Annotated in this window: 24 protein-coding genes; 18 read left to right on the top strand and 6 right to left on the bottom strand. The window is 68.3% G+C overall.

Features of this window, described 5'->3' with window-relative positions; genetic code table 11:
- Positions 1–7: 7 nt before the first annotated feature.
- The 3 genes from HDA44_RS11275 (at position 8) to rny (ending at position 5143) form a co-directional block, all read left to right on the top strand.
- Entirely contained in the window at positions 8–2248 is a 2241-nt protein-coding gene (locus HDA44_RS11275) for an ATP-binding cassette domain-containing protein (protein ID WP_184833582.1), read from the top strand.
- 143 nt (positions 2249–2391) lie between these two features.
- Positions 2392–2883, top strand: a complete 492-nt coding sequence (locus tag HDA44_RS36685; protein ID WP_202887311.1) for an antitoxin — start codon at positions 2392–2394, stop codon at positions 2881–2883.
- 619 nt (positions 2884–3502) lie between these two features.
- Positions 3503–5143, top strand: coding sequence for a ribonuclease Y (rny, locus tag HDA44_RS11265; RefSeq protein WP_184833581.1), 1641 nt, complete (start codon positions 3503–3505; stop codon positions 5141–5143).
- Positions 5144–5236: 93 nt separating this feature from the next.
- On the opposite strand, the gene HDA44_RS11260 is transcribed toward rny, so the two are convergent.
- From HDA44_RS11260 to HDA44_RS37985, 4 genes are all read right to left on the bottom strand, one after another.
- The gene (locus tag HDA44_RS11260) at positions 5237–6181 is read right to left on the bottom strand and encodes a neutral zinc metallopeptidase (RefSeq protein ID WP_184833579.1); all 945 of its coding nucleotides are present in this window, start codon (positions 6179–6181) and stop codon (positions 5237–5239) included.
- 38 nt (positions 6182–6219) lie between these two features.
- Positions 6220–7383 (bottom strand): acyl-CoA dehydrogenase family protein, encoded by a 1164-nt coding sequence (locus tag HDA44_RS11255; RefSeq protein ID WP_184833577.1) that lies wholly within the window; start codon positions 7381–7383, stop codon positions 6220–6222.
- 65 nt (positions 7384–7448) lie between these two features.
- On the bottom strand, positions 7449–8024 hold the full coding sequence (locus tag HDA44_RS11250) for a DUF1707 SHOCT-like domain-containing protein (protein ID WP_184833575.1): 576 nt from the start codon (positions 8022–8024) through the stop codon (positions 7449–7451).
- 77 nt (positions 8025–8101) lie between these two features.
- On the bottom strand, positions 8102–8794 hold the full coding sequence (locus tag HDA44_RS37985) for a type 1 glutamine amidotransferase (RefSeq protein ID WP_184833573.1): 693 nt from the start codon (positions 8792–8794) through the stop codon (positions 8102–8104).
- A 79-nt stretch (positions 8795–8873) separates the two neighbouring features.
- Between HDA44_RS37985 and HDA44_RS11240 the strand changes: the two genes are divergently transcribed.
- The 14 genes from HDA44_RS11240 to HDA44_RS11175 all read left to right on the top strand — a co-directional run bounded on the left by HDA44_RS11240 (position 8874) and on the right by HDA44_RS11175 (position 22847).
- The gene (locus HDA44_RS11240; protein ID WP_202887310.1) at positions 8874–9707 is read left to right on the top strand and encodes an FHA domain-containing protein; all 834 of its coding nucleotides are present in this window, start codon (positions 8874–8876) and stop codon (positions 9705–9707) included.
- Positions 9708–9754: 47 nt separating this feature from the next.
- Positions 9755–10978, top strand: a complete 1224-nt coding sequence (gene dxr / locus HDA44_RS11235) for a 1-deoxy-D-xylulose-5-phosphate reductoisomerase (protein WP_184833571.1) — start codon at positions 9755–9757, stop codon at positions 10976–10978.
- On the top strand, positions 10975–12282 hold the full coding sequence (locus tag HDA44_RS11230) for a M50 family metallopeptidase (protein WP_184833569.1): 1308 nt from the start codon (positions 10975–10977) through the stop codon (positions 12280–12282). The genes dxr and HDA44_RS11230 overlap by 4 nt, the downstream gene beginning before the upstream one ends.
- A 27-nt stretch (positions 12283–12309) precedes the next feature.
- A complete protein-coding gene (gene ispG, locus HDA44_RS11225) occupies positions 12310–13458 on the top strand; it encodes a flavodoxin-dependent (E)-4-hydroxy-3-methylbut-2-enyl-diphosphate synthase (protein WP_184833567.1) in 1149 nt (382 codons plus the stop codon).
- A 9-nt stretch (positions 13459–13467) separates the two neighbouring features.
- On the top strand, positions 13468–14016 hold the full coding sequence (locus tag HDA44_RS11220) for a nucleosidase (RefSeq protein WP_184833565.1): 549 nt from the start codon (positions 13468–13470) through the stop codon (positions 14014–14016).
- Between the two features lie 66 nt (positions 14017–14082).
- A complete protein-coding gene (locus tag HDA44_RS11215; protein WP_184833563.1) occupies positions 14083–14454 on the top strand; it encodes a MerR family transcriptional regulator in 372 nt (123 codons plus the stop codon).
- Positions 14447–14782 carry a thioredoxin gene (gene trxA, locus HDA44_RS11210; RefSeq protein WP_184833561.1) on the top strand — a complete coding sequence of 112 codons (336 nt, stop codon included), beginning with the start codon at positions 14447–14449 and terminating at the stop codon, positions 14780–14782. The genes HDA44_RS11215 and trxA overlap by 8 nt, the downstream gene beginning before the upstream one ends.
- Before the next feature lie 213 nt (positions 14783–14995).
- Entirely contained in the window at positions 14996–15160 is a 165-nt protein-coding gene (locus HDA44_RS11205) for a ribbon-helix-helix domain-containing protein (protein WP_184833560.1), read from the top strand.
- A complete protein-coding gene (locus tag HDA44_RS11200; RefSeq protein ID WP_184833559.1) occupies positions 15157–15798 on the top strand; it encodes a VOC family protein in 642 nt (213 codons plus the stop codon). Before HDA44_RS11205 ends, HDA44_RS11200 begins: the two co-directional genes overlap by 4 nt.
- Positions 15795–16274: a GNAT family N-acetyltransferase gene (locus HDA44_RS11195; RefSeq protein WP_184833558.1), complete on the top strand. Its 480-nt coding sequence runs from the start codon at positions 15795–15797 to the stop codon at positions 16272–16274. The genes HDA44_RS11200 and HDA44_RS11195 overlap by 4 nt, the downstream gene beginning before the upstream one ends.
- 21 nt (positions 16275–16295) lie before the next feature.
- On the top strand, positions 16296–17552 hold the full coding sequence (locus HDA44_RS11190) for an MFS transporter (RefSeq protein WP_184833557.1): 1257 nt from the start codon (positions 16296–16298) through the stop codon (positions 17550–17552).
- Positions 17553–17600: 48 nt separating this feature from the next.
- Positions 17601–18425, top strand: a complete 825-nt coding sequence (locus tag HDA44_RS11185; protein ID WP_184833556.1) for a GNAT family N-acetyltransferase — start codon at positions 17601–17603, stop codon at positions 18423–18425.
- A 109-nt stretch (positions 18426–18534) separates the two neighbouring features.
- Complete coding sequence (locus HDA44_RS11180; protein ID WP_184833555.1) at positions 18535–20298, top strand: proline--tRNA ligase; 1764 nt, start codon at positions 18535–18537, stop codon at positions 20296–20298.
- Positions 20299–21443: 1145 nt separating this feature from the next.
- Positions 21444–22847 (top strand): FAD-binding oxidoreductase, encoded by a 1404-nt coding sequence (locus HDA44_RS11175; RefSeq protein ID WP_184833553.1) that lies wholly within the window; start codon positions 21444–21446, stop codon positions 22845–22847.
- On the opposite strand, the gene HDA44_RS11170 is transcribed toward HDA44_RS11175, so the two are convergent.
- A complete protein-coding gene (locus HDA44_RS11170; protein WP_238352412.1) occupies positions 22811–24037 on the bottom strand; it encodes an RNA polymerase sigma factor in 1227 nt (408 codons plus the stop codon). The genes HDA44_RS11175 and HDA44_RS11170 overlap by 37 nt on opposite strands.
- 107 nt (positions 24038–24144) lie before the next feature.
- Positions 24145–24534, bottom strand: a complete 390-nt coding sequence (locus HDA44_RS11165) for a YciI family protein (protein ID WP_184833549.1) — start codon at positions 24532–24534, stop codon at positions 24145–24147.
- A 105-nt stretch (positions 24535–24639) separates the two neighbouring features.
- Between HDA44_RS11165 and HDA44_RS11160 the strand changes: the two genes are divergently transcribed.
- On the top strand, positions 24640–25419 hold the full coding sequence (locus HDA44_RS11160) for a TSUP family transporter (protein ID WP_184833547.1): 780 nt from the start codon (positions 24640–24642) through the stop codon (positions 25417–25419).
- Positions 25420–25461: the final 42 nt, after the last annotated feature.

Genomic DNA, 25461 nt, shown 5'->3' with positions numbered 1-25461 from the left:
TCGGGTGATGACCAATCGGAACATCACCGTGCGTGGCGCGCGGACCAACAATCTGGCCGGGCTCGAGCTGGTCGTACCGCGGAATCAGCTGGTCGTGTTCGTCGGCCGGTCCGGGTCGGGGAAGTCGTCGCTGGTGTTCGACACGATCGCGGCGGAGGCGGGGTACCAGTTGAACGAGACGTTCCCGCCGTTCGCGCGCAACCGGTTGCCGAAGTGGGCGCGGCCGGAGGTCGAGCACATCGACGGGATCACCCCGGTGATCGTGATCGATCAGCGCCGGATCGGGGGCAACGCGCGGTCGACGGTGGGTACGGTCACCGACGCGTGGACGTACCTCCGGCTGCTGTTCTCCCGGCTGAGCGAACCATACGTCGGCGAGTCGACACACTTCTCCTTCAACGATCCGGCCGGGATGTGCCCGGTCTGCTCGGGTTTGGGCGAGGTCGTGGTGAGCGCGGTCGACCGGTTTCTCGATCTGGACAAGTCACTGGCCGACGGCGCCGTACGCCTGCCGGGCTTCGGGAACGGCGCGTACTGGTACCGGCAGTACGCGAATCTCGGCACCTTCGACGTACGCACGCCGGTCCGCGACTGGTCGGACAACGAGCGGGACGCTCTCTTGTACGGCGGGGAGGCCGTCGACGCGCTCGGATGGGAACTCCCCAAGGACTATGAGGGCATCGTCGAGCGGTTCGAGCGGATCTACTTGCACACGTCCGACAACCTGTCCGATCGCAAACAGCAAACGATCCGGAAGTTCACCCGCGCCTCGGCGTGTCCCGATTGCGCGGGGGACCGGCTGACCAAGGCGGCGCGGACGGCGACGGTGGAGGGCCGCACGATCGGTGAGTTGGCGCGCCTCGAGCTCACCGAGTTGCTGGAGTTTGTCCGGACGATCGACGCGCCGGCCGTCACGCCGGCGGTGGCCGCGTTGACGGCGAGGCTGGACGCGATGGTCACGATCGGCCTTGGGTACCTGCACCTCGGCCGGGCGACGACCACGCTGTCCGGCGGCGAGTCGCAGCGGATCAAGAGCGTGAAGCACCTCGGATCGAGCCTGACCGAGATGACATACGTGGTCGACGAGCCGACCGTGGGACTGCATCCGACCGACGTCGAGTCGATGATCGAGCTGCTCGAACGCCTGCGTGACAACGGCAACAGCGTGCTCGTCGTCGAACATGATCCGGCGGTGATGCGGCATGCCGACCAGATCATCGAGATCGGTCCTGGCGCGGGCGCGGACGGTGGGCGGCTGGTGTTCCAGGGTACGTACGGCGAGTTGTCGCGGGCCGACACGCCGACCGCGAACGCGCTGACGGAGCAGCGGCCGATCAAGCGTACGCCGCGGTCGGCGAGCGGATCGCTGACGATCAAGGATGCCGATCGCAACAATCTTCAGCGGCTGACGGTGCAGGTGCCGACGGGCGTACTGACCGTGCTGACCGGTGTCGCGGGATCGGGAAAGTCGAGCCTCGCGCAGGAACTGGTCGCGCAGCACGAGGCGATCGTGATCGATCAGAAGCCGGTGAGTGTGAGCCGGAGATCGACGCCGATCACGTACACCGGGATCGCGCCCGCGATTCGCAATCTGTTTGCCAGGAGCAACAAGGTGGACGCGCGGCTGTTCAGCGCGAACTCGGCCGGCGCCTGCCCGGAGTGCAACGGGCTGGGGATCATCCACACCGATCTGGCGTTCATGGAGGGCCAAGAGATTGTCTGCGAGGTTTGTCGCGGGCAGCGGTTCACGCCGGAGGTGCTCGCGTACACGGTGAACGGGCACTCGATCGCGGACGTGGACGCGTTGACGATCGAGGAGGCGATCGGGGAACTGCCGGACGCGGGCGTCGACCGTGGGCTGCGGCAGCTCGCGGCAGTCGGTCTCGGGTACCTGCGGCTCGGCCAGTCGCTGAACACGCTGTCAGGCGGTGAGTGTCAGCGGGTCAAGATCGCGAAGGAACTGCGCGCGGCGGGGCAGGCGACGACGTACGTGCTGGACGAGCCGACGACCGGGCTGCACCTGGATGACACGGGTACTTTGCTCGGCGTGATCGATCGGCTCGTGGATCGCGGACACACGGTGGTCGTCGTGGAGCACGATCTCGCGGTCGTACGGCAGGCCGACTGGCTGATCGACCTCGGTCCCGGGCCCGGCCGGCACGGTGGCCGGGTGCTGTTCGAGGGGTACGTGGCGGACTACCCAGGCCGGGATACGCCGACCGGCCGGGCGCTTCGTCACGGAGCGTGACCTGGATTCGGGGCCGGTGAGCGGCGAGGGGCGTTGACGGGTGCGGTGTGACGGTGTGTTATCCCAGGTAGGACCGGTATTTGGGCCGGTCCGTAGGCTGGAGTTTTCCGTCGATCCGCCCCAGACACACCGCGGAGGGTGCAATGAACGATTTCCAGGAACAGGCGAAGAACTGGCTCCGGAATGTCGTCAAGCAGAACCCGGACAAGATCAAGGCCGGCGTCGAGAAAGCCGGCGACCTGATCGACAAGCAGACCGGCGGGAAGTACGCGGAGAGGGTCGACGCGGTCCAGCAGAAGGTCGGCAGCTTCGTGGACAAGCAGACCGGGGAGCCGGCGCAGTCCTCCGGTGAAGGCGCACCCGCGGACACCACTTCCGATTCCGCGACCGCCGCTGCGGCGGAGAGCGCGCAGTCCGACGGTCCCGCGGAGGCAGGGCAGCAGGCGGGGAGCGCCGGCGCGGAGAACGCGGCGGAAGGTACGAGCAGTGAGCCGGGCGCGGCGGACGCGACTGGTGCGGATGCTACGGGCTCGGTTGTCGGTGGTGAGGCGCCTGACCCGGCGGCGCGGCCCGACAGCTCGGCGGGCTCGAGTGCCCAGGGGACAGGTGCCGGCAGCACAGCCACCGGCCAGTAGTAACAGGACCATCCGCCTGGCCCAGCTGGCAACAAGCAGCTGGGCCCAGGCCGGGCACGCCGGCCATCGGACCGGCGCGCTGGCTACAAGCAGCTGGGCCCAGGCCGGCATGCTGGCGATGGGACCGGCACGCTGGTGATCGGGCCGGCTCGCTGGTGATCTGGAGTGGACCAGAGTTTTGGGTGGTCTGATCGGGGATCGGGTCGGCGTGGGTGAGTGTCCGTCTTGACCGGGTGGGGGGCCGCGCCTAGCCTCGGGATCAAGAAAGGGATGGACCAAGTGCTGCCGGTCGGTGTGATCAGGCCGGTCGGCTGAACGTGTAACCACGCTCGTGTGAGCTGAAGGCAGTACGACGGCGCCGGACCGGGTCGTCGGATAGATGGTGCTGGTTGCGAGGCTGTACCGGAGCATGCTGACCCGGGCGCTCGTCGTCCGGCGGTGCTCGGCAAGGACAGCACGCAGTGGTACGGCCAACCCGGCCGCACGCCGCGGAGTACTTCCCCAAGTCTCGGTACGCGTACCGAGACCTACCGAGGCGTACCGTCTTCCGCCCGTACGTGGTGAATCCCTTCGACCGATGTCACAGTCCCGCGTGGGACTCGATGGAGAGGGGACGCCGATGACAGCGATGTACGTTGGCCTGGCCCTGATCGGCTTGCTGATCGCCGGACTGCTGGCCTGGATCGGCCTGACTCTCTCCCGTCGAAAGGCTGCCGGCACGACCGCGGCGCAGCAGGACGCCGTCCAGCGCCAGGCGGAGCAGGTGCGGCAGACGGAAGAGCACGCGGCCGTACTGCGGACCCGCGCCGAGGCGGCCGAGCAACGGGCCGAGGAGATTCGCCGCGGCGCCGAGGACCGCGCGTCCGAGGTGCGCCGGGACGCCGAGCAGCGCGCTTCCGACGTACGCCGGGAGGCCGAGGCGGAGGCGCAGTCGATCCGGGACGACCTGCGGGAGCAGCGGCTGGAGATGGAGCGCCGCGAGCACCGGCTGACCGAACGCGAGGAGCGGCTGGACGAGCAGCATCGCGGGATCGAGGAGCGGCAGCTCGACCTGACCGCGCGGCTGGGCGAGCTGGACCGGCGCCGGAGCGAGATCAAGGACCTCGAGGACGAGCGCCGCCGGATCCTCGAAGGGGTCGCGAACCTGACCACCGAGCAGGCGAAGGCCGAGCTGGTCGCCGCGATCGAGGCGGAGGCCAAACGGCACGCGCACACGATCGTCCGCGACATCGAGCGGCAGGCGCAGGACGAGGGCGAGATCAAGGCCCGCAAGATCATCACCGGCGCGGTGCAGCGGCTCGCGTCGGAACAGACCAGCGAGTCGGTCGTGTCGGTCGTGCACCTGCCGAGCGACGACATGAAGGGCCGGATCATCGGCCGCGAGGGCCGCAACATCCGGTCGTTCGAGCAGACCACCGGCGTGAACCTGATCATCGACGACACTCCGGAAGCGGTGCTGCTGTCCTGTTTCGACCCGGTCCGGCGGGAGACGGCGCGGCTGACGCTCGACTCACTCGTGCTCGACGGCCGCATCCATCCGAGCCGGATCGAGGAGATCTACGAGCGCAGCAAGGGCGAGGTCGCCGAGCTGTGCGAGCGGGCCGCCGAGGACGCGATGGCGGAGGTCGGCATCACCGATCTGCATCCGGAGCTGGTGCGTACGATGGGCCTGCTGCGCTACCGGACCTCGTACGGCCAGAACGTACTGAAGCACCTGATCGAGTCGGCGCACATCGCCGGAATGATGGCGGCCGAGCTCGGACTCGATCCGAAGCTGTGCAAGCGCGGTGCGTTCCTGCACGACATCGGCAAGGCGCTGACGCACGAGTCGGAGGGCAGTCACGCGATCGTCGGTGCGGAGCTGGCCCGCAAGTACGGCGAGAACGACGACGTGGTGCACTGCATCGAGGCGCATCACAACGAGGTCGAGGTCCGTACCGTCGAGGCGGTGCTGACGCAGGCCGCGGATGCGGTCAGTGGTGGCCGTCCGGGCGCGCGTCGGGAGTCGCTGGAGGCGTACGTGCAGCGGCTCGAACGCCTTGAGGAGATCGCGATGCACCACGACGGTGTGGAGAAGGTGTTCGCGATGCAGGCGGGTCGGGAGATCCGGGTGATGGTGCTGCCGGATGCGGTCGATGACATCGCCGCGCAGGTGATGGCCCGGGACATCGCGAAGCAGGTCGAGGAAGAGCTCACGTACCCAGGTCAGATCCGCGTCACCGTGGTCCGCGAGTCCCGCGCCACCGAGGTCGCGAAGTAGATCGCCGCCAGCGGGCAGAACCGCGCTGGCTCAGCGGGGCAGTCGCGGCGTGGGTGCGACCAGAGCCGCGGGACCGAGCGGGGCGATAGCCGATCAGGAGACGGTGGCGGCGGAGGCCGTGAAGGTGTTGCAGGCTGATGGGGCGGCGGCGTCGAAGCCGCGGCGGGTCCAGCGGCTGTGGTTCTTGCTGCTGCCGTGGTCACGTTGCGTGCCCCACTCGTCGCCGCGGTGGCTGATGGCCCATCGCCAGCGCTCCCGCCACGCCCCGCTCACCGGGAAGTAGCTCCGGTCCGCCCCGAGGTACGCGCCGCTGAGGCACGAGGCCTGCAGTTCCAGCCGCCGGCTTTCCTGGAGCGGTGCGTCGACGCCGTTCAGGTAGTTCGTACGGATGGAGGACGCGGCGCTGATGCCGGTCAATCGCTGGATGTGATGCGCGTACTCGTGCGCGGCCAGATGCGCCATCGTCGCGCGTGTCCAGAGCTTGTCGGACTTGCGGTAGTTCCGGATGTCGAAGTCGGCGCTCATCGAGATCGTGCCCTGTCCGCAGTACGCGGCCGAGTCCTGTACGGAACACAGTGTGCGGGTCTTGCCGGTGAACACCTCGAGCCGAACGGGCTGGAAGGTGAATCCGGCCTTCTCGACGACCGGCTTCCATACCTTGTCCAGGCATCGGAGGAACTCGGCGTAGTACTTGCGCACGTTCGCCACCGAGGTCGGGCGGACCGCGGGCTCCTTGCAGCGCGACGCGGGCAGGCGTCCGACCCGGTACAGCGGGTTCTGCGCGAGGACCCGCTGTTGTTTCGCCAGCAACTGTGCGGTCGAGTCGACAGTCGGCGTGGTCCGGGAAGGGCTCGGTGTCGACACGGTCGGAGAAGGCGACGGTGATTGGGACTGGGACTGCGACGGTGAGGAGGTGGTCTCGGCCGCGACGGTAGGTGGCCGGTCGGCACTCCCACCGCCGGACTGACCGACGAGACCGCACCCGGCCACGCCCAGCAGGACCGCGACAACACCAGAGACCACTACCCGCGCATTCACGCGCGGCAGCCTAACCCCACCCAAGGCCGTCCGAGCCCTCAGCGGAAGGCGGACTCGCCGGTCAGGGCCTGTCCGATGACCAGTTGATGGACCTCGGAGGTGCCCTCGTAGGTGAGGACCGATTCGAGGTTGTTGGCGTGCCGCATGATCGGGTACTCGCCGCTGATGCCGTTCGCGGCCAGGATCGTGCGGCACTCGCGGGCGATCGCGATCGATTCGCGGACGTTGTTCAGCTTGCCGGCCGACACCTGCTCGGGGCGCAGCGTGCCCTTCTCCTTCAACCGGCCGAGGTGTACGGCGAGCAGCATGCCCTTGTTCAGCTCGACCGCCATGTCCGCGAGCTTCGCCTGGGTCAGCTGGTACGCGGACAGCGGCTTGTCGAAGACGATCCGCTCACCGGCGTACGCGACCGTGGTTTCCAGGCAGTCCCGCGCCGCGCCGAGCGCACCGAAGATGATCCCGAACCGGGCCTCGTTCAGGCAGCCGAGCGGACCGGACAGGCCGCGTGCTTCCGGCAGCATCGCGGCGGCCGGCAGCCGTACGTCCTCGAGCACGAGCTCGGACGTGACCGATGCGCGCAAAGACATCTTCTGCTTGATCTCCGGCGCGGAGAAACCGGGTGTCGACGTCGGGACCACGAAGCCGCGGACGCCGTCGTCGGTGCGCGCCCAGACCACCGCGACATCGGCGACCGAACCGTTGGTGATCCACATCTTCGAGCCGTTCAGCACCCAGTCTTCGCCGTCGCGGTGGGCGTTCGTACGCATCCCGGCCGGGTTGGAGCCGAAGTCGGGCTCGGTCAGCCCGAAGCAGCCGATCGCGGCGCCCGCCGACATCCGGGGCAGCCATTCGTTCTTCTGCTCGTCGCTGCCGTACTTCCAGATCGCGTACATCGCCAGTGATCCCTGCACCGACACGAGCGACCGCATCCCCGAGTCCGCCGCCTCGATCTCCAGGCAGGCCAGCCCGTACGCGACCGGGCCGAGGCCGGCGCACCCGTACCCGGTCAGGTGCATGCCCAGGAACCCGAGCGCCCCGAGCTCCTTGGCCAGCTCCCGGGCCGGAATCGACGCGCTCTCGAACCACTCCGGCAGCGAAGGCCGCAACCGCTCGTCCGCGAACCGCCGGGCGGCCGCTCGTACGTCGAGCTCCTCCTCGCTGAGCAGCGAGTCGACGTCCACCAGATCCAGCGAAGCACTCATGCGCTCACGCTAGCCGGTCCGCGCCCGAACGGGCTGTGGACCAGCTCACCGAATCGAGGTACGGCTCACTTGCTGTACCAGGGCCACCACCAGTGGCGTTTGCGCGGGTGGCGGACGACCACGCTGCCGTGGCGGGCCTCGCCGGTGACACGGAGGCGTACCGCGCCGGGCCGCGGCGGGCCGGCCTTGTTCCGCGCACTGCTGTGTTGCACGTCGACCCGATCGAGGTCGACGATCCAGCCCTCCGGGATCACCATCACCACAGAGCTGTGTACGGCGTGCGCGTCGACGTGGATCTCGGCCCAGTGCACTTGGGCGTCGGTGAAGTCCAGCTTGACCGACGAGTGCTCTGCGATCGCGGTCAGCCGCTCCGGCACGTTCCAGGCGCCCTCGCGCTTCTGTGCACTGTGCCGGGCCCGCAGCGTCAGCTCCTGCGCGCTGCCATGCGCTACCGGCACCAGGTCGGCAGTGGCGTTGCGCAGCTCGAGCTGTGTCTTGGCGGAGTAGACCTGCGTCAGTCGCTCGTCTAGCTCCTCGAAGTCCAGCCGCCCGTCGGTGTGTGCTTCCTGGACCACGGCGGCGGCACGCTCGCGGTCGTTGTCGGATGCCCGGTGACCGGGCGGCGGCTGCTGCAGACTCATGCACCAACCGTAGCGCCGCTACCGGTCCGACCAGAACAACACGACCTCCGGCGAAACCCCGACCGCACCCTGGCTGTTCAGTCGAGGAGGTCGAGGAAGCGGTGGAAGACGGCTGACCAGGTCTTGTCCAGTTCGGCGGCGTACTGCTCCGCGTCCGCCGCGACCTGCTCCGGTACGAAGCCGAGCGAGCGCAGTCGCTCCGGCTCCCACCGTCGTACTCGTTCCGCAGTGACCTCCGGATGGAACTGCGTACCCCAACTGCGGCCGATACGCAGCATCTGGTTGGTGCAGCGCTCACTGGACATCAGCAGCACCGCATCAGCCGGCAGCCGAGTGATCTGGTCCTGGTGACTCTCCACTGCACGGACAGTGGGCGGTAGACCTGCAAGCAGTTCGTCGTCCGCAGCAGCCGGTAGGACAGTCAGCTCGGTCACACCCTTCTCCGGAAGGCCGTGCTTACCGCGTACCTCACCACCGAAGGTATGGGCGAGCAGTTGCCCACCCAGACAGATACCTAGTACTGGCACCTGGCCGTGCGCGTTTCGCAGCAGTGCGCGCTCGGCCGGTAGCCAGGGGGACCGCTCGTCCTCGTCGGGCAGCATCCCGCCACCGAGCAGGATCAGCGCCGCGTGGCCGTCCACAGTCGCCGGTACTGGTTCGCCGTCCCAAGCCCGGACGACGACCGGTGCGATGCCGCGTTCGTCCAGCCAGTCGAGCAGTCTGCCGGGGCCGCTGTCTTTGTCGTTCTCGACGATCAGCACGGTAGTCACTGGGCAACCGTACGGCGGCACACCGGGTACCGCCGTACCGAAGTCATGATTCCTGGATACTGATGCACTGGGGGTGCCGATGGAGCCTGTCAGTGGATTTGTCCGTGCCGTAGTCGGCGATGTCGCCTTCATCTTCGGCAAGGGCGTCGTGAACGCGTACCTGCTCGCCCGACGTCGCGGCGTCCCGCGACCACAGCTGGATGTACTAGTGCGGTCACACGGCCAGTACGTGCCGCTGTCCGTGCCTGTCGGTACTGTGCCGGCGATCGGCCGCCTGGTCGGACTCGACGAGATCCGTCCGGCGCCGATGCTCACCGTGGAGTTCACTCCGGGGGACACCGGCGCGGAGGCGCATCTCACTGCTAACAACCCGGTGCTGATCACGATCACGGACGTGAGCCACCGGGAGTACGACGCCATCGTGCTGACGACCACGCTGGGCTCGGCCGCGTACGCGCAACTGCCCCCGGGGTACTACCACGTCTCCGTTGTGGTCGTAGACGAGCGCAACGACCTGCTCCAGGCGTACGGCGCCCAGCACAACCTGCACGTCGACAAGGGCGACGACCTGATCGTTTCGATGCCGATCCGCACTGCCGGTGTGACAGAGATCGCCGCTGCACTGGAGACGGGCCCGCAGCCGGTACTCGTCGGACCGGACGGTGATGTCGTGCCGGTGCTCGACCTGGTCCGCATCGGCCGCGCACCGGACTGCGACCTGATCCTGGACCGCCCAGAGATCAGCCGCCACCACGCGGAGCTCCTGCGCATCGACCCGGCCAGCTATGAGCTACGCGATCTCGGCTCCACGAACGGCACCCAGCTGAACGGCGTACCTGTTGACACCGCAATGGCCGGTGACGGCGACGAGATCCGGCTCGGCGGAGTTCCGTTCCGTCTGTACGTCGGCTGACCGCACCGGGATCGTCACGATCGGTGTGCACCTGGAACAATGGCGCCGTGAACTCCCGAAGTGTCGTCATTCTCGGTTCGACCGGCTCGATCGGTACCACGGCGCTCGAGCTCATCGGGCGTAACCGGGACCGCTTCCACGTCCTCGCGCTGTCCGCCGGTGGCGACAACGTCGGGCTGCTGGCGGCGCAGGCGCTGGAGTTCGGGGTCGAGGTCGTCGCGGTGGCGAAGGCGACGGTGACGCAGGACCTGCAGCTGGCGTTCTACGCGGAGGCGCAGCGCAAGGGGTACGCGCAGGGCGAGTTCCGGATACCCAAGATCGTCACCGGGCCGGACGCGTCCAGCGAGTTGGCGGCGATGCCGTGCGACGTCGTACTGAACGGCATCAACGGTTCGGTCGGCCTGCACGCGACGCTGGCCGCGCTCGACGCCGGGAACACGCTCGCGCTGGCGAACAAGGAGTCGCTGGTGATCGGCGGCCCGATCGTCACCCGCCGGGCCAAGCCGGGCCAGATCGTCGCGGTCGACTCCGAGCACAGCGCGATCGCCCAGTGCCTGCGCGGCGGCGCGCCGGACGAGGTCCGTAAGCTCCTGCTCACCGCGAGTGGCGGCCCGTTCCTCGGCCGCTCGCGCACCGAGCTCGAGAACGTGACCGTCGAGCAGGCGCTGGCGCACCCGAACTTCGCGATGGGTCCGGTGGTCACGATCAACTCCGCCACGCTCGTGAACAAGGGCCTGGAGCTGATCGAGGCACACCTGCTGTTCGGGATTCCGATGGACCGCATCGACGTGGTGATCCACCGGCAGCAGGCGATCCACTCGATGGTCGAGTTCCATGACGGAGCCACGATCGCGCAGGTCGGCGTACCGACGATGACCGTGCCGATCGCGCTCGCGCTCGGCTGGCCCGACCGGATAGCGGACGCGTCGCCGCCGTGGGACTGGTCCGCGGCGAGCAACTGGACGTTCCAGCCGGTCGACGACGCGGAGTTCCCGGCGGTCGGGCTGGCCCGCGCGGCGGGTACCCGCGGCGGCACCGCGCCGGCCGTGTTCAACGCGGCGAACGAGGTCTGCGTGCAGGCGTTCCGGGACGGTCGGCTGCCGTTCCTGGCGATCGTCGACACGGTTGCCCAGGTGGTGACCGAGCACGACGTACCCTCGTATGTGGAACTGTCCGTCGACGACGTGCTCGCCGCGGACGCGTGGGCCCGGCGCCGGGCCCACGAGCTCACCGACACCACCGACAGCAGCCAGGAGAACCAGCGAGCATGAGCGTGCTTCTCACCATCGTCGGCATCGTGCTCTTCGTCGCCGGGGTGCTGATCTCGGTCTCGTTGCACGAGCTCGGCCACATGCTCCCGGCGAAGGCGTTCGGGATGAAGGTCACGCAGTTCTTCGCCGGATTCGGCCGGACCGTCTGGTCGATCAAGCGCGGCGAGACCGAGTACGGGCTGAAGGCGATCCCGGCCGGTGGGTTCGTCCGGATCGTCGGCATGATGCCGCCGGCCAAGGGGCAGGACCCGAGCAAGATCCGGAAGGCCAACACCGGCCCGATCCAGTCGATGATCGAGAACGCCCGCTCCGCCGAGTACGAGACGATCTCGGCCGAGGACGAAGGCCGGCTCTTCTACCAGAAGGCATGGTGGAAGAAGCTGATCGTGATGGCGTCCGGCCCGCTGGTGAACGTGGTGATCGCGTTCGTCCTGTTCGGCGGCCTCTACATGATGTACGGGACGCCGGTCGCGCAGACCACCGTCAGCACCGTCACCGACTGCGTCGTCCCGGCCAGTCAGGCGTCGGCGAACCGGAAGTGCACCGACACCGACAAGCTGTCGCCGGCCAAGGAGGCCGGCTTCCAGGTCGGCGACAAGATCCTCTCCTTCAACGGGACGCGGATCACCAGCTGGGACCAGCTCACCCCGCTGATCCGGGCCAACACCGACAAGCCCGCCACGATCGTTGTCGAGCGCAACGGCGCTCAGAAGACGCTGACCACGCACACGATCGTCAACCAGGTCCAGGAGAGCGCCACCTCGGACAAGCTGGTGTCGGTCGGCTTCCTCGGCATCTCGCCGACCGAGAAGGTGGTCCGGCAGGACTTCGGCTTCGTCGTCAACCAGATGGGCAAGCTGACCGTCGGCACCGTGCAGGCGCTCGGGAAGTTCCCCGAGAAGCTGGTCGGGGTGGCGAAGTCGATCGTCGGCGGCAAGCGCGACCAGGACAGCCCGATGAGCATCGTCGGCGCCAGCCGGGTGGCCGGTGAGGTCGCGTCCAGCAGCATGACCACCGCCCAGAAGGGCGCCGCGCTGGTCTCCCTGCTCGCCGCGCTGAACCTGTTCCTTGCCCTGTTCAACTTCATCCCGCTGCTGCCGCTGGACGGCGGGCACATGATCGGCGCGATCTGGGAGGGCGTCCGGCGCGGGCTGGCCCGGTTGTTCCGCCGGCCGGACCCCGGGTACGTCGACGTCGCCAAGCTGCTCCCGATCGCGTACGTGGCGGCCAGCGTGATCGTGGTGATGGGCGTACTGCTCGTCATCGCCGACATCGTGAACCCGATCAAACTCTTCAACGGCTGACCTCTCACCTCTCACTGGTAAGGACACATGAGCATCAACCTGGGCATGCCCGCGCTGCCGCCTCCGACCCTCGCGCCGCGCCGCAAGACCCGCCAGATCAAGGTCGGCAGCGTGCTGGTCGGCGGCGACGCGCCGGTCTCGGTACAGTCGATGACGACCACTCCGACGAACGACGTCAACAAGACGCTGCAGCAGATCGCCGAGCTGACCGCCGCCGGGTGCGACATCGTCCGGGTCGCCTGCCCGCGCCAGGAGGACGCCGACGCGCTGGCCGAGATCGCGCAGCATTCGCAGATTCCGGTGATCGCGGACATTCACTTCCAGCCCGGGTACGTGTTCGCCGCGATCGAGGCCGGTTGTGCCGCCGTCCGCGTGAACCCGGGGAACATCCGCAAGTTCGACGACCAGGTCAAGGAGATCGCCCAGGCGGCGAAGGACCACGGTACGTCGCTGCGGATCGGTGTCAACGCGGGATCGCTGGACAAGCGGCTGCTGGAGAAGTACGGCAAGGCGACGCCGGAGGCGCTGGTCGAGTCCGCTGTCTGGGAGGCGTCGCTGTTCGAGGAGCACGACTTCCACGACTTCAAGATCTCGGTCAAGCACAACGACCCGGTCGTGATGGTGCAGGCGTACGAGATGCTGGCCGAGCGCGGCGACTGGCCGCTGCACCTCGGCGTCACCGAGGCCGGGCCCGCGTTCCAGGGCACGATCAAGTCGTCGGTCGCGTTCGGCGCGCTGCTGTCGCGGGGGATCGGCGACACCATCCGGGTCTCGCTGTCCGCGCCGCCGGTCGAGGAGGTCAAGGTCGGCCTGCAGATCCTGCAGTCGCTGAACCTGCGCGAACGCAAGCTCGAAATCGTCTCCTGCCCGTCCTGCGGCCGCGCCCAGGTGGACGTGTACACGCTCGCCGAGCAGGTCACCGCCGGCCTCGAGGGCATGGAGGTCCCACTCCGCGTCGCCGTCATGGGCTGCGTCGTGAACGGCCCCGGCGAAGCCCGCGAAGCCGACCTCGGCGTCGCCTCCGGCAACGGCAAGGGCCAGATCTTCGTCAAGGGCGAGGTGATCAAGACGGTCCCGGAATCCGCCATCGTCGAAACCCTGATCGAAGAAGCGATGCGCATCGCCGAGAAGATGGAGACCACAGACCCCGGCCAGCCCACCGTTACAGTCAGCTGACCCACACAGGTGCCTGAGTACTTGGTGATCAGTGCTGTTGCTGGGGAGTCTCGGTATGTGCCGGTGGGGGTGCCGGTTGTGGTTACCGGGGTTGGGAAGACGGCGGCCGCGGTGGCGGTCAGTCGGGCGTTGGCGGGGCGGGACACCGCGGGGCTGGTGGTACTGAACGTCGGTACCACCGGTGCGCTGCGTGACGGGCTGGCTGGGTTGTACTTTCCGAGCACCGTGATCAACCACGACGTGAACGGCGACGCGCTTCGTGCGATCGGTCTTGATCCGCGGGACGAGTTGCCGGTCGACGGTGGTGACGGCACGGTGCTGGCGTCGGGTGATGTGTTCGTCACGGACCCGGTGGTACGGGCGCGTCTCGCGGAGCGGGCGCATCTCGTCGACATGGAGGCGTACGCGGTCGTGTACGCCTGCCGCGAGCATGGCGTACCGGTGCGAGTGATCAAACATGTGTCCGACACCGCGGACGAATCCGCGCTGGACTGGCCCGGTCAGGTCGACGCCAGCGCGAAGGTGCTGGGGGAGTGGCTCACCGACTATCTCCGCTGAGTGGCCGTATCCTGGCTTGACCTTGACCCTGAGGGCAAGGTTTAGCGTCGGGGTGAAGGAGGCGTGATGCGGATCAGCGATCTGGCGGCGGCGGCCGGTGTGACGGTCAAAGCGGTGCGGTACTACGAGTCGCAGGGGCTGCTCAAACCCCGGCGGGAGTCCAACGGGTACCGGGCGTACGAGTCGGACGACGTGCTGGTCGTACGCGAGGTGAAAGCGCTGCTGAGCCTCGGACTGACGGCTGAGCAGACGTACCCGTTCATCGAATGTCTGCGCGCCGGCAACGACCGCGCGGACGTCTGCCCGGCGTCCCTGACCGCGTACCGGACCCGGATCGCCGAAGTGGACGATCGGATCGCGGAGCTGACCGCGCTGCGATCGCGGCTGACCGACCTCCTGACCGATGCCGAGAGCTGGAGGAGAACCAACCATGACTGACCTGCGCGCCGTCGACGAAGCCACCTTCGACGAGGTGGTGCTGCGCTCGGACAAGCCCGTACTGGTGGACTTCTGGGCCGAGTGGTGCCCGCCGTGCCACCAGATCGCCCCCGTACTCGCCCAGATCGGTGCCGAGCGCAACGACCAGCTCACGGTGGTGAAGCTGAACGCCGACGAACACCCGGCGATCGCCGCCCGCTACCGGGTGATGGCGATGCCCACCCTGATCCTGTTCCACCACGGCGAAATGATCTGGGCAGTAGTCGGCGCCCGCCCCAAGGCCAGACTGCTCAAGGAACTCGACGACGCCCTACTCGCGGCGGTGTAGCCCGGCAGCTCCTGATTGTTCGTCCAGCGGCCGGCGTTCCGCATTTCACTCGCGGACGCCGGCTGCGTGCTCGCGTACGACCGGAACCGCTGCTCGTTGCCATCGACAACGACATGAACCCATCCTGAAACCCACCTAGGCCAACTCCAGTCCTACCCGACAAGCTGGTCCAGTCGTTGACTCTTGGCTATCTAGGATGCTAGCAATATAGCCATGGTGGACGATGCAGGGAAGAAGGTGCAGTTCAACGTGTACTTGCCGGCGGAGTTGGTGCGGCGGGTGAAGCACAAGGCGATCGACGACGGGGCGAGTCTGTCCGCGCTGGTCGAGCAGGCGCTGTCGGAGTACCTGGACAACCATGGGGAGGCCCGCGGATGAACGTGGTGATCAGGCCGTTGCGGTTCACGACCGACGTGGACGCGATGCGCGGGTTCCTGGAGCGGCTGGGGTTGCGGTCGCGGATCGAGTCGGAGCGGGGCGGCTGGGTCGACATGCTGGCCGGTCACGGCATGGTCGCGCTGCATGACGCGGCCACGAGCTCGACCGGCGGGCGTCCCGGTCAGACGACGCTGTCGTTCGAAGCGGACAAGCTGGACGAGGTGAAGGACCGTCTCGAACAGGTGGGGTTCGTCGACGTGACCGTGTTCGACGAGGCGTACGGGCGGGTGTTGTCCGTGACCGCACCGGACGGCGTAGTGATCTGGGTCGACGAACGATCCGATGACCTGTACGGCTACAAAGTGCACGACGTACGCCCGGACGAGCGTTGGTCGGTCACACCAGCACTGACCGGAGCGGAGGAGCCGGCCTGGCGCCGCTTCCTGCATGGACTTGGCATCGAGCTACCTCTTCGGTTCAGCTCGCCTGACGAGCCGTTCGCGGTTGGGCTGGAGCTCACGACCACAGAGGACCTGACTGAGGTACACAACAGGCTCACTGACCTGCAAGTGACCCGGTTGGACAACACCCTCCAGATCACCGACCCGGACGGTCAGCTCGTGGTGGTGCGCGGATGATCGCCGTACGCCCTGCCACGCTCTCCGACGCCGAAGCGGTCCGGCGTATCGGTCTGACCACCTGGCCGGCCGCGTACGCCGGACTGGTACCGGACGAGTTCATCACCGACGGCCTGGCCAAGTGGTGGTCACCAGAGGCAGTCGAACGCGGCATCACCAACGGCATCACCCTGGTCGCCACCGACGGCACGCAGGTGGTCGGCATGGTCGGTCTGGGCAAGCAGGACGACTTCTGGGTGATGTGGAAGCTGTATGTACTACCCACTCACCAGAAGGCCGGCGCTGGCAAGGCACTGCTCAACGCCGCCATCGCAGCGCTCCCGGACGGTACTCCGGAGCTGCTCCTGAACGTTCTGGTCACCAACGAGAAGGCAATCGCGTTCTACCGTTCGCGGGGCTTCGGAACCCCACGCCGTACGCCGCACCGTGATCTCGGCGAGGATGTGACCTGGATGAGCCTTGACCTCAACAGGTGATGAAGTTGCAGGATTCCGCCCATGACTGTGGTGGCGGCCGACCGGCTGCGTGACGATCCGGACTTCCGGCGGTACTGGCTGGCCCGTGCCCTGTCGGTAACCGGATCGATGGTGACAGCGATCGCGCTGCCCGTGCTGGTGTACCGGCTTAGCGGGTCGACTGTTCTGACTGCAGTGGTCACAGCGCTGGAGTCTGCGCCGTACCTGGTCGCCGGTCTGTTCGCGGGCGCCCTGGCGGATCGGTGGAACAGGCGGCGCGTCATGGTCGCCGCGGACACTGTGAACGCCGTATTAGTCGGATCGGTGCCAGTAGCGCATCTCCTCGGCGTACTGACGGTCGCACACGTACTAGTAGTCGCATTCACCGTACAAGCCGTCTACACGTTCTTCGACGGTGCGAACTTCGGTGCCTTGCCAGTGCTAGTCGGCCGCGCCCGTGTCGCCCAGGCCAACTCGGCGGTCTGGACAGCGTCCAGTCTGATCGAGCTGTTCGTACCACCACTGACAGGCCTGCTGTTGGCGGCACTCGATCCGGCCAGTCTGCTCACTCTGGACGCGCTCAGCTTCGCCGCGTCGGCGTTTGCTGTCCGTGGGATTGTCAGGGCGCTGTCGGAGACCCGCGACGGCAGACCGCCGTTGCGGCTCAAGGTAGTACTGCGCGACATCGGCGATGGCATCAACTATCTGGTGCACCACGCGGGCGTACGCACGATGACGATCGTCGGCGGCGTGCAGTCGTTCACCGGCGGTGGCTTCATGGCGCTGATCGTGGTCTGGTGCGACCGCGTGCTCCACGTCGGTACGTCCGGGCTGCGCTTCGGACTGGTCTGGGGTACGTGGGGGATCGGCGGTCTGATCGCCGCACTGAGCCTGCCGCGACTACTGAAACGCATGTCGCCCGCGGCAATCACCCTGTACGCACTGCCCATGTCGGCTCTGCTAGGCGTACTCACACCACTGGCACCGCACTGGACGATCGCCGCGCTCGCACTGCTCGTGTGGGGCTCGGCGTACGTGATGGTGGTCGTCAACGCGATCTCGTACCGCCAGCAGGTGACGCCTGAGCACCTCCTCGGCCGGGTCAACACAGCCGGCCGGATGCTGTCCTGGGGCATCGGCTCGACGCTCGGCGCGGTTCTGGGCGGCGTACTCGGCACCGCGTACGGACCGCGGACCGGAATGGTGCTGATGGGGCTGTGCTGCTTCGCCGGGGTCGTACTCGCGTGGACGTCACCGCTGCGCCGGATCGCGGCCGGTCACGCGCCCGAGCTCGCCTGACCGGCCCTGCTTTACCAGGAGTGGGCAAACATCCGCTAGGTTCTGCGCGTGGGCGTACGGGTTCTCGGTCCTCGCGACCTCGCGGCGGCGCGCGCGGTCATCGCTCGCGATCCGGTGGTCAACGTGTTCGTCGACAGCCTGGTGCAGGCGTCCGGACTCGACCCGCGGCGCGGCGCCGAGGTCTGGGGATACGTCGAGAAGGGCGCGCTGGAGGCGCTCTGCCACGCGGGCGGCAACATGGTGCCGGTCGGCGCCGGCGACGCCGCGCTCCGGGCGTTCGCCGCGTACGCGCTGCGCCGTGGGCGGAACTGTTTCCAGATCCTCGGCCAGGCCCGCGCGGTCGAGCAGCTGTGGCAGATCCTCGAGCCGCAGTGGGGCCCGGCGCGCGAGGTGCGCGACGACCAGCCGTTCATGGTGATCGAAGGGCTGCCGCGGATCACTCCGGATCCGCTGGTCCGGGCGGTCGAGCCGGTCGAGCTGCCGATTCTCTACCCGGCGTGCGTCGCCATGTACACGGAGGAGGTCGGCGTACCGCCGCAGACCGGGCCGGACGGGACCTTCTACCGGTCGCGGGTGGCGGAGCTGATCCGGGCCGGGCGGGCGTTCGCGCGGATCGAGGACGGGCGGGTCGTGTTCAAGGCGGAAGTCGGCTCGGTCGGGACCGGGGTGTGCCAGATCCAGGGCGTCTGGGTCGATCCGGCGTACCGCGGGCGCGGGCTGGCGGCGCCGGGGATGGCGGCCGTGGTGGAGCTGGCCCGGCAGATCGCGCCGGTGGTGACGCTCTACGTGAACGCGTTCAACCTGCCCGCGCGGGCCGCGTACGAACGGGTCGGGTTCCGGACCGTGGAGACGTTCGCGACGATCCTGTTCTGAGCCGGGCCGGTAGCAGTTGGCCTGTGGATAACGTGAGACCATTGCCACCGGACGGATATTCTCTCTGACGTCCATTGATTTTGCCCTTTCCGCACGCCTGGAGATTCCCGTGATTCTGCGTATGTCGTCGTTGTTCCTCCGCACCCTTCGCGAGGACCCGGCGGACGCGGAGGTCCCGAGCCACAAGCTGCTCGTCCGCGCCGGCTACATCCGCCGGGCCGCACCCGGTGTCTACACCTGGTTGCCGCTCGGTTTGCGCGTGCTGCGCAACGTCGAGCGGATCGTCCGGGAAGAGATGGACGCGATCGGCGCGCAGGAGCTGGTGTTCCCGGCGCTGCTGCCGCGCGAACCGTACGAGGCGACCGGCCGCTGGACCGAGTACGGGCCGAACATCTTCCGGCTCAAGGACCGCAAGGGCGCGGACATGCTGCTCGGCCCGACGCACGAGGAGATGTTCACCCTGGTGGTGAAGGACCTGTACTCGTCGTACAAGGACCTGCCGCTGTCGATCTACCAGATCCAGAACAAGTACCGCGACGAGGCGCGGCCGCGGGCCGGCGTGCTGCGTGGGCGTGAGTTCGTGATGAAGGACTCGTACTCGTTCGACGTCGACGACGAAGGGCTCGCGGCGTCGTACGAGGCGCACCGGGCCGCGTACGTGAAGATCTTCGACCGGCTCGGCTTCGACTACGTGATCGTGCAGGCGATGTCCGGCGCGATGGGCGGGTCGCGATCGGAGGAGTTCCTGGCGATCGCCGAGAACGGTGAGGACACCTTCGTCCGTTCGCCGGGCGGGTACGCGGCGAACGTGGAGGCGGTCGTGGTGCCGCAGTCCGCGCCGGTGGATGCCTCCGCCGTGCCGGCCGCGGAGGTCGTGGACACGCCGGACACGCCGACCATCGACACGCTGGTGGACACGCTGAACGCGAAGCACGCGCGGACCGACGGCCGGGACTGGACCGGCGCGGACACGCTGAAGAACGTGCTCGTGATGCTGTTGCACCCGGACGGCACCCGCGAGCCGCTCGCGATCGGCGTACCGGGGGACCGGGCGATCGACGAGAAGCGCCTCGGCGCTCAGGTCGAGCCGGCCGAGGTGGTCGCGTTCGACGAGGCGGACTTCGAGAAGCACCCGACACTGGCGAAGGGCTACATCGGCCCGGGCGTGCTCGGCAAGGACAACACGTCCGGCATCCGGTACCTGCTGGACCCGCGAGTGGCCGAGGGCTCCGCGTGGGTGACCGGCGCGAACAAGCCCGGCTTCCACGTGATCAACCTGGTGCACGGGCGTGACTTCACGGCCGACGGCACGATCCAGGCAGCCGAGGTACGCGACGGCGATCAGGCACCCGACGGTTCCGGCGTACTGGAGACCGCCCGCGGGATCGAGATGGGCCACATCTTCCAGCTCGGCCGGAAGTACGCGGACGCCCTGGACCTGAAGGTTCTTGATCAGAACGGCAAGCTGGTCACGGTCACCATGGGCTCGTACGGCGTCGGCGTCACCCGCGCGGTCGCCGCCATCGCCGAAGGCAACCACGACGAACTCGGCCTGGTCTGGCCCCGCGAAATCGCCCCCGCCGACGTACACCTGGTTGCCACCGGCAAGGACCCCGAGGTCTTCACCAAGGCCGCCGAACTGGCCGCCGACCTGGAGTCCCACGGCCTGTCCGTCATCTACGACGACCGCGAAAAGGTCTCCCCAGGCGTCAAGTTCAAGGACGCCGAACTACTAGGCATCCCCACCATCGCCGTAGTAGGCAAGGGCCTCGCCGAAGGCACAATCGAAGTAAAAGACCGCCGCACCGGCACCCGCACCGACGTCCCCCTCCAAGAAATCACCAACCACCTGGTAACCACCGTCCGCTCGTAACCCCACGACCGGGTACGCAGCACTGGGTAGGTGCGACCGGGCACGCAGCACCGGGTACGCGCGACCTGGCACACCGCCGCGTACGCACGACCGGGTATGCGCGGCCGGGTACACCTCCGCGTACGCACGGCCGGGCACGCACCACCGCGTACGCGCGGCCGGGTACACCACCGGGTACGAGTGACCGGGTGCACCTTCGCGTGCGCGCGGGTGGGTACACGTCTCCGGGCACGCACTTCCCCGGCTACGCATCGCGAATACCCACCACCAGGTGTCTGGCAACCGGCGCGCGGTCCCCCACTGCATCACCCATCACTCCCCGGCGACCGGCACCACCCGGCGACCGGCACCACCCGGCGGCCGGCACCACCCGGCGGCCGGCACCACCCGGCGGCCGGCACCACCCGGCGGCCGGCACCGCTTTAGGTGCTGGCCCACCGCCTGGTCCACCCATGTACCACAGATCTCCACCCAACCCAGCCGTCGGCGGGAACCTGACATCTGACATCCCCGGCGCCCCCAAGCGTCAGTTGACCCGACAGCCCTGGTCACCTAACCGTCGTTCGACCGGGACCTGCACTTCTCCACCAGTGGTTCATCCCCGCGCATCGGACTGACTCGGCGCCGCTCCTCCAGCACCTGAGGCGTCCGGCGAACCGGTCCGCTCGCTCAGCCCGATCGCGACACCGCACGCGCTCCCGCGGTCCTCCTACTCACCTTGCCCGCTCGGATGGTGGGTTGCCCCCTGAAATTCCCAGGGGGCAACCCTGCACTTCCGGGGATGCCCATTCAAGTGGAGGTTTCGGCTGCTCCTCCGCCGAGCCCCCGGTTCTTCGCTGGGTACGCGGTCCTCGGCCTGGCACCCAGTTCTTCGCCGAGCGCCGGCTCTCGCACGGCGGCTCTCGCGCGGCGGGAGCTGCACGGCGGGAACTGCACGGTGGCGGCTGCACAGCGGCGGCGCGGTGACGGTTGCTCGGCGGGAGATACACGGCGGGGGTTGCGCGGTGGGAGGTGGACGTCTGACTGGGTGCTGGCTTGGCGTCAGCGGGGGTGTCTGAAGTTTGTTGCGGGAAGGGTGTCGAGGGGAGGGGGGTGGGTTCGATCTTGGGGTGGGTGCTCGTGGGGGTGCCTGGATGGAGGAATGGATGATGCGGGAATCTGTGGTGGCTGCTGGGGGTCAGGAGCTTCGGGGGTTGCGTACGGCGGTGGCGGGGGAGGTGCTTGCGGACGGGGACGTGGGTCACCTGGAAGCGGGGCGCGTGATGATGGCGGCGGGTCGCCCGAGTGTGGTGGTGCGGTGTACGGGGGCGGCTGATGTGGTCGCCGCGCTGCGGTATGCGGAGGCGCGGGATCTTCCGGTCGCGGTGCGGAGCGGTGGGCATCACGCGGCGGGGCTGGGTACGAACGAGGGCGGCGTGGTGATCGACGTGCGCCCGATGAACGAGGTGCGTCTGCTGCAGGATGATGTCGTTCGTGTCGGCACCGGCGCCACCTGGGGTGAGGTCGCCGCGCGGCTCAGCAGGGTGGGGCTCGCGATCTCGTCGGGGGATACGGCGACGGTCGGTGTCGGTGGGTTGATGGCCGGCGGTGGGATCGGGTGGATGGTGCGTAAGCACGGTCTGGCGATCGACAACGTGGTCTCGGCCGAGGTGGTCACCGCGGACGGTTCGGTACGCCGGGTCGATGCCGCGAGCGCGCCTGAACTTTTCTGGGGATTGCGCGGCGCCGCCGGCAGCCTCGGTGTGGTCACGTCGTACGACATCAGCGCCGTACGCCAACCGACCGTGCACTACGGCAGCCTGCTCTACCCGTGGACGCAGGCCGAGCAGGTCTTGGCCGGATGGGCGGCGTACGCGGCTGATGCTCCGGATGACCTGACCTCCTCGTTCCAGTTGGCGCCGACGATGATGGCGGATCGGCAGGTACCGGTGGCGGTGACGGTTTGCGTTGCCGGTGACGCCGACCGGCGGGACGCGATCATCGAACCGCTGCGGCAGCTCGGGTCGTTGCTGACCGACAAGGTGCGGGACGTGCCGTACGCGGAGGTGTTCGCGGACATGGCGATGCCGGCCGAGTGGCGGCCGAAGATCCGGAACGGGTTCTTCGACGCGATGACGCCGGAGCTGACCGGTTCGTTGCTGGCGGCGCGGCCGCGGATTCCGGGGCTGGCGATCGAGATTCGCGCGCTCGGCGGTACGTTCGGGGCGATGCCGGCGGACGCGACGGCGTTCGCGCACCGGGACGCGAGGTTCCTGGTGAACTCGGTGGTGATGGGTTCGCCGGAGCAGCAGGGTTCACAGCCGGAGGATTTCGCCGAACTCTGGCGGGGCCTGCGGCCGAACGGGGCGTACGTGAACTTCCTGTCCGACCCGACCGAAGCCGATCTGGACGCGTGTTACCCGGAGCCGCACCGGGCTCGGCTGGCCGCGCTGAAGCAGGCGGTTGATCCGGGGCACGTGTTCCGCGGGCCGCTGAGTGTGCCGCCGCGGCCGGAGTGGGCCGGTGGGCCGCGTCACTTGCTGAGGTGGGCGATGCGGTCGCGCAGGTAGTTCTGTTCGGCGGTGTTGCGGGTACGCGCGAGTGCGGCGAGGTAGTGCTCGCGCGCGACCCGCGGGCGGCCGGCCAGTTCGTGCAGGTGGGCGAGGACGGCCAGGCGGCGGTGGTGGTCGCCGAGATGCCGGTCGCCGGCCAGTCCTTCGACGATCGTGATGCCTGCCTCGGGCCCGTCGGTCATCGCGATCGCCACGGCTGAGCCGAGCGTGACCATCGGGCTGGGGTCGATCTGCTCGAGGATTCGGTACAGGCCGGCGATCTGGCGCCAGTCGGTTGACTCGACCGAGGTTGCCTCGCTGTGTACGGCGGCGATCGCGGCCTCCAACTGGTACGGGCCGACCGCGCCGGTACGCAAGCTGTCCTCGACCAGGCGGGTCCCCTCGGCGATCTCGTCCGCGTACCACCGGGACCGATCCTGGCGGTCGGCCGGGATCAGGTCCCCGCCCGCCCCGGTCCGCGCATCCCGCCGCGCATGCGTGAGCACCATCAACGCCAGCAATCCACTGACATCCCCAAACCCACCAGAGCTGCCCCCGGTGCCGGAGGGGTGCGGGCCGCGCGGGCTGGGGGAGTTGGTCAGGGCGTGGTGGAGCAGGCGGGTGATGCGGAGTGCTTCTTCGGCCAGGTCCACGCGTTGCAGTGCCTCACCGGCGCTCGCGGTGTGGCCTTCGTTGAAGATCAGGTAGAGGACGTGTAGTACGGCGCGCAGGCGGACGTAGTACTGGTCTGCTGTGGGTAGTTCGAACCGTTCGCCCTGGATGGTGCGCTTGGCGCGGCTGATCCGTTGTGCGACGGTGCTCTCGCCGACCAGCAGCGCGGCCGCGACCTCGGCCGTCGTCAGGCCGCCGACCGAACGCAGCGTCAGCGCGATCTGCGAGCCGGGGGTGAGCGCCGGATGACAGCAGAGTACGAGCAACCGGATCGTGTCGTCGGCGTCCTCGTGGTAGTCGTCGGGATCGAACTCGTCCGCGGGCGCGCGCAGAAAGTCGTTGAATTCGCGTTGCCGGCGGGCGTTGTCGCGCCGCCAGCCGTCCATCAGCCGCCGCGACGCGACGCTGATCAGCCACCCGACGGGATGCTCGGGTACGCCGTTCGCGCGCCACCGCACGAACGCGTCGACCAGCGCTTCCTGGACGGCGTCCTCGCACTGATCGAACACGTCGTACCGCCGGACCAAAGCCGCCAACGCCCGCGGCGCTGCCCCCCGAATAGCAGCCTCAACCGCCCCATCCACCTCGCCTGCCGCCGGCCGATCATCCTGCGGCGGGTGATCGGTCTCGGGTGGGGGATTGGTCATTGTTCGCCGAGTTCGGCGAGGAAGGCCTGTTCGTCGAGGCGGATTTCGCGGAGTTCGACCCGGCGGTAGTTGACCAGGGGGATCAGCGTCACGATCTCCAGGGCCCGCTCGATCGAGGCGCAGTCGAGGACCATCGCGCCGGCCAGGTACTCCTTCGTCTCCAGCAGTGGCCGGTCCGAGATCACCGGCGTACCGGCGACGACCTGGATGTCCTTCGTCTCGCCCGGTTCCTTCAGGGCGAGTACCGACAGAAGCTCGCCGCTGGCCAGTAACGTTCGCGCGGTCGCCGCGACGTGTTCGCGCCCGCCGGACATCTCGGTCAGCTGCTCCTCGGTCAGACCTTCGAGTGCTTCGGCATTGTTGTGGATCAGCAGTAGGAACTTCACCGCACCATTGTCCCGGACCGGGTGTCATAGCTCTCACTCGGTGGCGTAAGGGTTGATCTGTACTATGCCCTTACCCGATCATCGGGCCCGTGAGGATGTGCCTTCGTGCCTGATGTTTCGTTGCTGACCCTGGTGTTCCTGGTGATCGCCGCCTTCGCGGCCGGCTGGATCGACGCGGTGGTCGGAGGTGGTGGTCTGCTGCAACTGCCCGCGATGCTGCTCGGCCTCCCGAACGCGTCGCCCGCGCAGATCCTGTCCACCAACAAGATCTCGTCGCTGTGCGGTACGACGACCAGCGCGGTCACCTTCGGCGTGAAAGTGCGCCCCGACCGCAAGACCGTACTGCCGCTGGCGATCCTGGCCGGGATCGGTGCCGCGGGCGGTGCGCTGGTGGCGACGAAGATCCCGATGTCGTGGTTCAAGCCGATCGTGCTCGTACTGCTCGTCGCGGTCGCGATCTACACCGCGCTGAAGCCGTCGCTCGGCGCACGGACGGCGCTGCGATTCGACGGCCGCGATCACTACCTGGCGGCCGGCGCGGTCGGCGTACTGATCGGGTTCTACGACGGCGCGGTCGGTCCGGGGACCGGGTCGTTCCTGATCTTCGCGCTGGTCGGCCTGCTCGGGTACAACTTCCTGCAGGCCAGCGCGAAGGCGAAGATCGCCAACGTGGCAACCAACCTGGGCGCGATCCTGGTGTTCGCCTTGCACGGCGCGCCGCTGTGGCGTCTCGGCCTGATCATGGGTGCCGCCAACATGCTCGGCGGCCTGCTCGGCGCCCGCACCGCCGTCGCCCGCGGCAGCCGCTTCGTCCGGGTCATCTTCCTGATCGTCGTGTCGGCGCTGATCCTGCGCCTGGCGTACGACGTGTTCCTGGCCGGATGACGTGCGGTTCGACAGGTAGTGCACCCGGTGTACGCCGTACGC

The sequence above is a fragment of the Kribbella solani genome, from assembly GCF_014205295.1.
GTDB classification, from domain to species: domain Bacteria; phylum Actinomycetota; class Actinomycetes; order Propionibacteriales; family Kribbellaceae; genus Kribbella; species Kribbella solani.
This window is presented reverse-complemented; position numbering and strand designations above follow the sequence as displayed.